This window comes from Micromonospora sp. NPDC049049 (genome assembly GCF_040649115.1).
GTDB lineage: Bacteria > Actinomycetota > Actinomycetes > Mycobacteriales > Micromonosporaceae > Micromonospora.
Window position 1 is genome coordinate 39,326 of sequence record NZ_JBEZEX010000041.1, and the last position, 10,443, is coordinate 49,768.

Genomic DNA, 10,443 nt, shown 5'->3' on the forward strand with positions numbered 1-10,443 from the left:
TGGCCGCCCTTCCCCGGGCGGCCACCAGGACGTCGGTCAGGTCAGCGAGCAGGCCGCCCCGTTGACGGTCACCAGGCCGGGGCTCGGGTTGGCGCCCCCGGTGGTCGTCGCGTTGAAGCCGAACATCACTGAGCCACCCGGTGCGATCTTGGCGTTGTGCGACTCGTTGCGCGCGGTCACCGTCGCGCCGGACTGAGTGACCTTCGCCAGCCACGCCTCGCGTACCCGCTGGTCACCGGTGAACGCGAAGCGCACGCTCCAGCCGTTGACGGCGGTGGTGCCCGTGTTCTGGATGGTCAGCTGCCCGGTGAACCCGGTGCCGCCCTGCCAGGCGCCGTAGTTGGTGTAGCGCGCCGTGCAGGTGGCGGCCGGCACCGCGCCGGCGTCACCCTGGTCGGCCAGGAACGAGGCGATCCAGGTCAGCGCCGAGTTCCAGTTGATCGCCACCTCGTTCGTCGAGTACGAGTTGATGTCGTCGACGTAGCAGAACATCGGCTCGCAGCCAGCCAGCAACTGTGCCACGAACGGGTCCTGCAGGGCCGCGTTCGGGCCACCGGCGAGGGAGCCGGCGGGCGGTCGGGGAAGGCTCGGGTCGAGCTGGTGGCCGAAGATCCGGCTGTGCTGGTTCTCCGCGGCGTGCTCTCCCCACCCGGTGACGTAGGAGATGTTCAGGGCGTTGCGACCGAGGATGTAGTCCATCGCCTGCACGGCCCCGTCACGGTAGGCGACGTTGCGGGTCAGGTCGAAGGCCGTGGCCAGCACCACCGCGTTGTTGATGACGTTGCTGTTGCCGCCCCAGAAGTAGCTGTTGGCGTCTCCGGGCATCGGCAGCCCGTAAGCCTGCCGGCGCAGCTCGGCGAGGTACGTGTCGGCGGCGGCGGTGACCGAGGCGCGGACCCGGGCCAGATCGGCGGCGGGCAGTCCGTTCGGCACGGTGGCCAGGTCGAGGCGGCCCAGCGCGGCCACGCTCTGCCAGCCGAAGCCCCGGGCGTCGAACACGTTCCCGGTGTGGTGCGGTGAGGCGGTCAGGTCGGCCAGGTAGTTCTGCGCCCCGGTGGTCAGGTACAGCTCGGCCGCCGCCCAGTAGAACTCGTCGGTGACGTTGCTGTCGTCGTACGCGCCGCCGCCGGTGCCGTCGGTCGGGCTGGCGTACACCGCCGGGTGGGCCTTGGCCGCGGCGTAGGCGGTCTTCGCGGCAGTGCCGCAGCGGGTCGCGAACGCCGCGTCGTAGGGGGCGAAGAGTCGGGCGCACTGGGCCGCGGTGGCGGCCATGTTGAGGGTGGCCGCGGTCGACGGCGGGTGCAGCTCGCGAGGCTGCGGGTCGTCCTGTGGGGACAGCGGCAGCCCGGTCCAGTTTTGATCGTGGATCTTGTGGTGGACCATGCCGGCGAGCGGCTTGCCGGCGGGCACCTGCATGCGCAGCAGGAACTCCAGCTCCCAGCGGGCCTCGTCGAGGATGTCCGGCACGGCGTTGCCGCGCTCGGGCACCCGCAGCGTGCTGTCGGCGAGTTCGGCGCCGCCGTTGGCGGTGGCCGCCGTCTTGGTCCGCTCGAAGGTGTTCAACAACTGGTAGGTGGCGATGCCGCCGTTGACCACGTACTTGCCGTGATCGCCGGCGTCGTACCAGCCGCCGCGCACGTCCAGGGAGTAGTCGCAGACACCCGGCTGGCAGGGCACGTTGGTGTCGCCCTGGTTGGGTGCGACGCCGAGGTGGCCGGCGGGCCGGGCGTACTCGTCGCCGATCAGGTCACCGTCGATGGCGATGCCGCTGCGCTGGGCGTAGAAGAACTGCAACGAGTCGGAGCGCAGCTGGTCGTAGAGGGCGCCGGAGATGTCGAACGGGTGGCTGGTCTCACCGTCGACGGTGAGCGTGAGCCCGGTGCCAGGGGTGCGGTAGCTGGAGAAGTCGACGGTCTGCACGTTCTGCCCGGAGGCGGCGTCGACGCCGCGAGCGGTGGTGGTGCCACTGGCCACGACGGTTCCGGTGGCGTTGCGCAGCTGCCAGGGCAGCGCCGCGGTGGCCTCGGTGACGACAGTGGCGTTCTTCGGGCCACCGGGCAGGTAGCCGACCTGGTTGACGCGCACCCGTGGCCCGGTGTCCGGCACGTACGGCTCGGGCGGCTCGCCGCCGCGCAGCGAGACGTCGTCCAGGCAGATGGTCTGCGCCTGGGCGGCGCCACCGACCTGGAAGATCAGTTGCGCGTTGGGGTTGTCGTCCGGGACGGTGAAGGTCTGCTCGACCCGCTGGAGGGTGCCGGTGGCGGTGGCGTCCACCGCCGCGTACGTGGTGTACGGGGCGCTGCCGAGCTGCAACACGGCCTTGACCGCGGCGCCGGGAGTGGCGGAGACGGCGAAGCCGAGGGTGTATTCGGCGCCGGCGATCAGCGGCACGCCGTCCTGGCCGATACCGGCGTCCCACGGGTTGGCCAGCCCGCCCGCGACAGTGGTGCAGAGCTGGCCGTCGGTGACTGCCAGCGCGCCGGTGCCGAAGGAGAACCAAGGGCTCACGCCCTCGCTGAAGTCGCCGTTGTCGATCTGCTCGGGGGCGTCCGGTGGTGGGTCGGCGTGGGCCGCGCCGGCGCCCGCGCCGGTGAGGGCCAGGGTGGTCGCCGCAGCCAGCAGGAGGCGGCGTCGGGATGGCGTCACGGGAGTCCTTCCGGGACGGGAAGTGGGACAGTGGTGGTGGCAAGGAGCTGGGAAGACGCTGGGAGCGCTCCCAGGTGTCTGCTCGATGTTTCCAGTGCCAGCACGCCCTGTCAATTGATCTGGTTGGATGGGTTTCAGCATCCGACGTGGGCGGCCAGCCCGAGCGGCACCCCCGACGCGCCGCCCTCCGGACGTGAGATTGGCCGCGCCACGCGCCGTCGTCCTGATCTCCTAGAGACAACTGCGCCCTTCGCCTGGCAGGCTGCCACCCATGACCCTGAAGCTGCGTTCCGTGGGAACGAGCGACCGTGGGCTGATCCGCAGCGGAAACCAGGACGCCCTGCACGCCGGCACCTGGCTCGTCGCCGTCGCCGACGGCATGGGCGGAATGGCCGCCGGCGACCTGGCCAGCGCCCTCACCATCGACGCGGTCGCCCCGCTGGACCTCGAGACACCCGAGGACGCTCTGGTGGCCGCGCTCGAGGGCGGCATCGCGCTCGCCACCTCCCGGATCCGACAGGCGGTCGCCGAGGATCCCGAGCGCCAGGGCATGGGCACCACGCTGACCGCCCTGCTCTTCGCCCGTACCGGCAGCTGTCTGGCGCTCGCGCACGTCGGCGACTCCCGGGCCTACCTGTTCCGCGAGGGCGTGCTCAAGCAGGTCACCCGGGACGACACCTTCGTCCAGATGCTTGTGGATCAGGGCGTGATCACCGCCGACCAGGCCAGCAGCCACCCTCGCCGGGCCGTGGTCACCCAGGCGTTGCAGGGTGACGAGGTCTCCCCGTCGTACGCGACGATGGTGCCCCGGGCGGGCGACCGGTGGCTGCTGTGCAGCGACGGCCTCTCCAACGTGGTTCGCCCGGACACCCTCACCGAGGTGCTCAGCGGCTATCCGGACCGGGACGCCTGCGCCGCCAAGCTGATCGACCTGGCCCTGCACGCCGGCGCGCCGGACAACGTCACAGTCGTGGTGGCCGACGTCGTCGAGGAGTAGACCGCCGCTCAGCGCCGACGCGGCGTGGCGTGCCGGGTGGGTTTGGCCGTTCCCGGATCCTCCGGCCACGGGTGCCGGGGATAGCGCCCGCGCAGCTCGGAGCGGACCTGCGGATAGCCGGTACGCCAGAACGACGCCAGGTCGGCGGTGACCGCCACCGGCCGGCCGGCGGGGGAGAGCAGGTGCAGCAGCACCGGCACCCGACCGTCGGCGATGCGGGGGGCCGCCGGCCAGCCGAACGTCTCCTGGAGCTTCACGGCGAGCACCGGCGCGGCGGGGTCGCCGTAGTCCAGCCGGATTCGAGAACCACTCGGCACCTCGATCCGCTCCGGGGCCAGCTCGTCGAGGCGGGCGGCCTGCGCCCAGGGCAGCAACCGACGCAGCGCCGACGGTACGTCCACCCGCGCCAGGTCGGTCCGGCGTCGCGCGGCGGCCAGCTCCGGGCCCAGCCAGGTCGGCGCGGCGTCGAGCAACGAGTCGTCGCCAACCTCCGGCCACGGCTCGCCCAGGTGGTGCCTCAGGAACGCGAGCCGCTCACGCAGCGCCCGAGCCGCCGGCGTCCAGGGCAGCAACCCCAGCCCGTCCTGGCGCAGGCCGGTCAGCAGCGCGGCGGCCACCTCCGCCCGGTCCGGCCGGTCCAGGCGCCGCTGGACCAGCTCGATCGCGCCCAGCCGGGTCACCTCCCGGGCCACCACGTCCCCGTCCGACCAGCCGACCTCGCGGCCGGTGCGCAGCAGCGGACCGGCCGCCTCCCGGGCCGTCGCCTCGTCCACCGGGGAGGCCCGGCGGATGCGGGCCGACGGCGCGCCGGGTGTGCGGTCCGCGACCGCTACCGCCAGCCAGTCGGACCCGGCCAGCCCCGAGCCGGCGGCCAGCTCCGCGGCGGTCCCGCCGGTCATCAGGTACGCCGAGCCGCCCGGCCGCCGCACCCGGGCCAACCGTTCCGGGTACGCCAGACCGACGAGCAGCCCGGCGGCGAGATCGTCGCTCAGTCCACCCGGGCCGGTGCGGCCGGTGGCCTCGGCGCGGCCCTTCGGCGGGGCGTCGGCAGGCAGCGCGGCCCGCAGCCGGCGTACCTCGGTGCGCCAACGGGCGGTCGCGCCCGCGTCCACGCCGGTGCGCAGCCGACGCCAACCGGCGACCAGATCGTCACCGGGGCCGGCGGCGCCCTCCTCGGCGAGCAGGGCGACCACCTCGGCGGCCCGGTCGGCGCCGACCCGGCCGGCGCCGTCGAGGAGCGCCCGGGCCAGTCGTGGATGCGCCCCGGCGGCGGCGATCGACCGCCCCCGCGTCGTGATCCGACCGTCGATGTCGACAGCGCCCAGGGTTTCCAGGGTGTCCCGGGCCACCGTCATCGCGGCGGCCGGCGGCGGGTCGGGCAACGCGAGCCCGACACCGTCCGGTCGGCCCCAGGCGGCCAACTCCAACGCGAAGCCGGTCAGGTCGGCGGTGGCGATCTCCGGCTCGGCGCGGGCGGGCAGCCGCTCGTGGGTCGCCGCCGACCAGCAGCGGTAGACGTACCCGGGGGCCTCCCGGCCGGCCCGGCCCGCTCGCTGGGTGGCGGCGGCGCGGGAGACCGGCACGGTGACCAGCGCGCCCAGCCCACGGGCCAGGTCGATCCGAGGCACCCGGGACAGCCCGGCGTCCACCACGATCCGCACCCCCGGGACGGTCAGGCTGGTCTCGGCCAGCGCGGTGGCCAGCACCACCCGCCGTCGGTCACCGCGACGCAGCGCGGCGTCCTGCTCGGCGCCGCGTTGACGGCCGTGCAGCGGGAGCAGCGCGACAGCGTCCCGTAGGTCGGCCAGCCGGCCGGTGACCGCGGCGATCTCGCCGGCCCCGGGCAGGAAGACGAGCACGTCGCCGTCGTGCTCGCGCAGCGCCCGCCGGACGGTGGCGGCCACGTGGTCGAGCAGGGCCCGGTCCACCGGCCCGGCCCCGGGCGGGGCGATCGGGCGCGCCGGGGGCACCCAGATCCGCTCTACCGGGTGCAACGCCGAGTCGGCCCGCACCACAGGTGCCGGGGTGGGCCCGCCCAGCAGCGCGGCGAACCGGTCGGTGTCCGGGGTCGCCGACATCGCCAGCATCCACAGGTCCGGCCGGAGGGTGGCGCGCGCCTCCACGGTGAAGGCCAGCGCGAGGTCGGCGTCGAGTTGGCGTTCGTGGCACTCGTCGAGCAGCACGGCACCCGTGCCGGGCAGCTCCGGGTCGTGGTGCAGCCGGCGGACCAGCAGGCCGGTGGTGACCACCTCGATCCGGGTGGCCGGGCCGACCCGGCGCTCGCCGCGTACCGCGTAGCCGACCCGCTCACCGACCCGCTCGCCGAGCAGCTCGGCCATGCGCCGGGCAGCGGCACGGGCCGCCACCCGGCGGGGTTGGGCGATCACCACCCGACCGGTCACCCGGTCGGCCACGGCCAGCGGCGCGAGGGTGGTCTTGCCGGTGCCCGGTGGAGCCACGAGCACACCGGCGCCGGCCGCGTCGAGAGCCGCGACCAGCGCCGGCAGCACCGGGCGGACCGGCAGGTCAAGGGTTACGTCGGAGAGCACGGCCCAGTCTCGCACCGGGACGGGTGCGTCAGGAGCGACGGACCTCGCCGACGCCGAGCACGAAGGCCCGCCAGGCCGTCGCGCCGAAGGCGAGCACCGGGCCGGAGCGGTCCTTGCTGTCCCGGACGGCGACCTGACCCGCGACTGTCGCGACCTCCACGCAGTTGCCGTTGCCGCTGCTGCGCGTGCTGGTGCGCCAGTCCGCTCGGGTCAGGTCGTACGCCGTCATCCGCGGTACCTCTCGTCTGCGTCGGCGTGCCGCAGAAGCGGTCACGCAAAGTTACGAGAAGCATGCTCAAGACGGGTCAACGACGCCGTCGGATCGAGCGCCATCCGGCACAGCTCCTCGTGCAGAAGGCTATACCCGAGCACATGATCGGCTTCTTCCAGAGCCAGCCCCATCGTGAGGTTATCCAGGTAAACCACTGACGCGTCGGCGGCATCGGCGAAGTTGAGGATCACGTACGGGGTGCTCATCGCGGGATGCCCGCCAGCGGTGAAGGGCAGTACCTGAATTGTCACGTTGGGTAGCTGCGCGATCCGGCTCATGTGGACCAGTTGCTCGGCCATCACCGCGGTTCCGCCGACCGGGCGCAGGAGCACCGCCTCGTTGAGGATCACCGACAGAACGACCGGGTCCTCGCGGCGCAGCACCTCCTGTCGGCGCAGCCGGGCGGCGACCTTGCGCTCCAGACCGTCCTCGCCGGCGGTGCGCCGGAAGATCTCCCGGGCGTACGCCTCGGTCTGCAACAGTCCGGGCACCGACTCGGCCTCGTACGTGCGCAGCGCCGCCGCCTCGGCCTCCAGCCCGACGTAGAACTCGAACCACTCGGGGAGCACGTCGCTGTAGTTCTGCCACCAGCCGCGCTGCTGTGCCCCCCGGGCGATCTCGATCAGTGCCTCGGCATCCGAACCGGTCACCTGGTACAGCGCGAGAGCGGCCCGGACGTCGCGGGGTTTGATGCCGATCTGCGCGGTCTCGATCCGGGAGAGGTTGCTCTTCGACATGTCGAGCTGACGGGCGGCCACATCGAGGGTCATGCCCGCGCGTTCCCGTAGCTGGCGGAGCTCCCGGGCGATGCGGCGACGCCGCACGGTCGGGCTGGCGGCGGGTCGGACGGTGGGGGTGGCGGTCACCGTCCGAGTCTGCCACGACAAGATCCGCAGGTCGCAGATGCACGGAGTGCAACTTTCAAATCTGGGAGTTGCGTTGCAGTAGCTGTCGGTGCATCCTTTCCCGGTTGCGAACACTGTGGACACGCCTGTCGGGAGGATCGTTGCTCATCGCCGACGAGTTTTTCCTGATCGCCCACAACGACAGTCGTGGTAAGGCAAAACTGCACCCGGCTGCGACGGGGCTCGGGCTGGCCGGCGGGCTCCTCGGCGAACTGATCCTCTACGGACACATCACTGTCGTGGCCGGCCAGGTCACCGTCATCGACAGGCGTCCGCCAGCCGACGCCCTGGCGCACACCGTGTTGGACCAGCTGATCGGCGAGTCGCAACACCGGGAGCTGCGCACCTGGCTGAGTTTCCTGGCGCAGAGCGCCACGGCGTCGGTGGGAGAACGGCTCGCCCGCGCCGGGGTGCTGCGCCGCCAGGAGAGCCGCCGACTGCTGCGTACCACGGTCAGCTACCTACCGATCGACCTCAACGCGGTGGCCTGGCCGGCCACCCGCCTCCGGGCCCTGCTGGACCGGCCGGAACCACCGGGCGTGCCAGATGCCCTGCTGCTCGGCCTGGTGGTGGCCGCCGGGCTGACCCGTGAGGTGCTGTGGAGCGCCGGCCCTCGGGCGCACCACCGGCTGAACGTCCTCATCCCCGCGCTGCCGGCCCCGCTCAAGGAACTCGTCGGGCACACCGAGGCCGCCGTCGGCGCCGCCGTGCTGCGCGGCATCCCCTGATCCCCTCCGGTAACCCCCAACCCTCCCCTCGACGATCGGAGTAGTCGTATGCCCCCGACATCGACAGTCGAACGACCCAGCAACGTCTCCGAAGCCCTGGCCCGAGGTCGCCTCGGCATCCCGTCGGTCATCTTCTTCGTCCTCTCCGCCGCCGCGCCGTTGACAGTGGTGGCAGGCGTCGTCACCACCGGCTACGGCGTCATCGGGGTGACCGGAATCCCGCTGGCCTTCCTGCTGATCGCCGCGGTCCTCGCCCTCTTCTCGGTGGGCTACGTGGCGATGTCCCGCCGGGTGGAGAACGCGGGCGCCTTCTACGCCTACATCTCCCGAGGACTCGGCCGACCGGCCGGCGTGGGCGCGGCCTGGGTCGCGCTGATCGCGTACAACGCGCTCCAGGTCGGGCTGTACGGCACCATCGGTGCGGCGGCCCAGCCGGTGCTCGACCGGCTCTTCGGCGGACACCCGCACTGGGCCGTCGTGGCCCTGGTGGCGTGGGCGTTGGTCGGCGTGCTCGGCCTGCTCCGGGTCGACCTCAACGGCATGGTCCTGGCCGCGTTGCTGGTCGCCGAGGTCGTGGTGGTCCTCATCTTCGACCTGGGGCAGCTCGGCAACCCGGCCGACGGCCAGGTCAGCTTCGCCTCGTTCTCGCCGGACAACCTCTTCGTGTCGGGCGTCGGCGCGGTGCTGGTGCTGGCCGTCCTCGGCTTCGTCGGCTTCGAGTCGGCGGTGGTCTTCAGCGAGGAGAGCAAGGACCCGAAGCGGACGGTGCCGCTGGCCACCTACCTCTCGGTGGCGATCATCGCCGGGCTGTACGCGCTGTCGTCCTGGACCATGACGGTCGCCGTCGGGCAGGACAAGATCGTGGCCGAGGCCGGCACGCAGGGCGTCGAGCTGATCTTCAACCTGGCCGGCGCGCAGCTCGGCGACACGATGGTCACCATCGGGCAGGTGCTCTTCCTGACCTCGGTGCTCGCCGCGATGATCTCGTTCCACAACACCACGGCCCGGTACACGTTCGCGCTCGGTCGGGAGCGGGTGCTGCCGGCGGTGTTCGGTAAGACCTCGGCCCGTACCGGCGCGCCGCGGGCCGCCTCGGTGGCGCAGAGCGTCCTCGGGCTGCTTGTCATCGCGCTGTACGCGGTCAACGGCTGGGAGCCGGTGGTGCAGCTGTTCTTCTGGGTCGGCACCACAGGCGGCTTCGGCGTCCTGCTGCTGATCGCCACCACCTCGGTGGCGGTGATCGCCTACTTCGCCCGCACCGCCAGCGGCGAGAACCTCTGGCGACGGGCCATCGCGCCCGGCCTGGCCACCATCGCGCTCTTCGTGATCATCTGGTTAGCCGTGTCGAACTTCGCCAACCTGCTCGGCGTCGCGCCGGACTCCCCGCTGCGGTGGGCGCTGCCCGCCGCGTACCCGGTGGCTGCCCTGCTGGGCATCGGGTGGGCCCTGCTGCTGCGCAGCAACCGCCCGGACACGTACGCCCGGATCGGCCTGGGCGCGGCGAGCGCCGCCGCCGTCACCAGGCCGGAGGCGCCGGCCGCCGTGGAGGTGACCCGATGAGCGTGGTCATCGAGCGGCTCGGGCCGGAGGAGACGTCGCTCGTGGCGGCCCGGATCGCCGAGGCGTTCACCGTTTTGGAGGTGACGTACTGGCTGGTCCCCGACGCGAGCAAGCGGGAGGCCGTGCTGGCCGGAGACTTCGAGATCCTGGTCGAGCACGCGATGCGGCACGGCATGGTCCACGCGACCGAGGACCGGGCCTCGGTGGCGGTCTGGTTTCCCTCGGTCGGTGAGCCGGCGCCGCCGCCTGCGGACTACGACGCCCGACTGGCCGCCGCCTGCGGCGAGTGGACCGACCGGTTCCAGCACCTCGACGAGCTGTTCGCGGCGCACCACCCGCACCCGGACCACCACCACCTCGCCTTCCTGGCGACCCGGCCCGACCGGCAGGGGCAGGGGTTGGGGAGCGCGCTGATGCGCCACCACCACGCCTGGCTGGACGCCAACGGGATGCCGGCGTACCTGGAGGCGAGCAGCCCACGCAGCCGGGACCTGTACGCGAAGCACGGCTATCTGGCCGGCGAGCCGTTCCGGGTGCCCAACGGCACGCCGTTCTGGCCGATGTGGCGGGAGCCGGTCGGACACTGAGCCGTTCGAACACTGAGCTGGTCGGGTCGACGTGACCAGCACGCCTTGTGATCGAGCTGTCACGCTCGCGTGACAGCTCGGGCAAAGCGGAGGGCCGGGTCCCCAGCCCGGCATGCCACGACTCCTCGTTCCCGTCCGGGATCGCCGCACACTGCTGTCCATGCAGCCCGACTTCGATCGGCTGGCAACCGAGTGTCGGC

8 protein-coding genes are annotated in these 10,443 nt (G+C 72.6%); 4 read left to right on the forward strand and 4 right to left on the reverse strand.

Annotated elements, in window-relative coordinates:
* Window positions 1–36: 36 nt before the first annotated feature.
* Entirely contained in the window at window positions 37–2,646 is a 2,610-nt protein-coding gene (locus AB0B68_RS29005; RefSeq protein ID WP_357264072.1) for a glycoside hydrolase family 9 protein, read from the reverse strand.
* A 271-nt stretch (window positions 2,647–2,917) separates the two neighbouring features.
* On the opposite strand from AB0B68_RS29005, the gene AB0B68_RS29010 reads away from it, so the two are divergent.
* On the forward strand, window positions 2,918–3,643 hold the full coding sequence (locus AB0B68_RS29010; protein WP_357207008.1) for a protein phosphatase 2C domain-containing protein: 726 nt from the start codon (window positions 2,918–2,920) through the stop codon (window positions 3,641–3,643).
* A gap of 8 nt (window positions 3,644–3,651) precedes the next feature.
* On the opposite strand, the gene hrpB is transcribed toward AB0B68_RS29010, so the two are convergent.
* From hrpB to AB0B68_RS29025, 3 genes are read right to left on the reverse strand one after another with little or no spacing between them, the layout of a single operon-like run.
* The gene (hrpB, locus tag AB0B68_RS29015) at window positions 3,652–6,192 is read right to left on the reverse strand and encodes an ATP-dependent helicase HrpB (RefSeq protein WP_357207010.1); all 2,541 of its coding nucleotides are present in this window, start codon (window positions 6,190–6,192) and stop codon (window positions 3,652–3,654) included.
* A gap of 28 nt (window positions 6,193–6,220) precedes the next feature.
* Complete coding sequence (locus AB0B68_RS29020) at window positions 6,221–6,421, reverse strand: DUF397 domain-containing protein (RefSeq protein ID WP_355007195.1); 201 nt, start codon at window positions 6,419–6,421, stop codon at window positions 6,221–6,223.
* 41 nt (window positions 6,422–6,462) lie between these two features.
* Complete coding sequence (locus AB0B68_RS29025; RefSeq protein WP_357207017.1) at window positions 6,463–7,287, reverse strand: helix-turn-helix transcriptional regulator; 825 nt, start codon at window positions 7,285–7,287, stop codon at window positions 6,463–6,465.
* Between the two features lie 182 nt (window positions 7,288–7,469).
* Here AB0B68_RS29025 and AB0B68_RS29030 point away from each other — a divergent pair, with 182 nt between their 5' ends.
* From AB0B68_RS29030 to AB0B68_RS29040, 3 genes are read left to right on the forward strand one after another with little or no spacing between them, the layout of a single operon-like run.
* Window positions 7,470–8,096, forward strand: a complete 627-nt coding sequence (locus tag AB0B68_RS29030) for a GPP34 family phosphoprotein (protein ID WP_355007196.1) — start codon at window positions 7,470–7,472, stop codon at window positions 8,094–8,096.
* 48 nt (window positions 8,097–8,144) lie between these two features.
* Window positions 8,145–9,656, forward strand: a complete 1,512-nt coding sequence (locus AB0B68_RS29035) for an APC family permease (protein WP_357207013.1) — start codon at window positions 8,145–8,147, stop codon at window positions 9,654–9,656.
* Window positions 9,653–10,243: a GNAT family N-acetyltransferase gene (locus AB0B68_RS29040; protein WP_357264075.1), complete on the forward strand. Its 591-nt coding sequence runs from the start codon at window positions 9,653–9,655 to the stop codon at window positions 10,241–10,243. The genes AB0B68_RS29035 and AB0B68_RS29040 overlap by 4 nt, the downstream gene beginning before the upstream one ends.
* The last annotated feature ends 200 nt before the right edge of the window (window positions 10,244–10,443 follow it).

What these genes read in the sequence shown, in the direction of transcription:
- AB0B68_RS29010 (WP_357207008.1), top strand. Translation starts at nt 2,918, where the DNA reads ATGACCCTGAAGCTGCGTTCCGTGGGAACGAGCGACCGTGGGCTGATC.
- AB0B68_RS29020 (WP_355007195.1), bottom strand. Translation starts at nt 6,421, where the DNA reads ATGACGGCGTACGACCTGACCCGAGCGGACTGGCGCACCAGCACGCGC.
- AB0B68_RS29035 (WP_357207013.1), top strand. Translation starts at nt 8,145, where the DNA reads ATGCCCCCGACATCGACAGTCGAACGACCCAGCAACGTCTCCGAAGCC.
- AB0B68_RS29040 (WP_357264075.1), top strand. Translation starts at nt 9,653, where the DNA reads ATGAGCGTGGTCATCGAGCGGCTCGGGCCGGAGGAGACGTCGCTCGTG.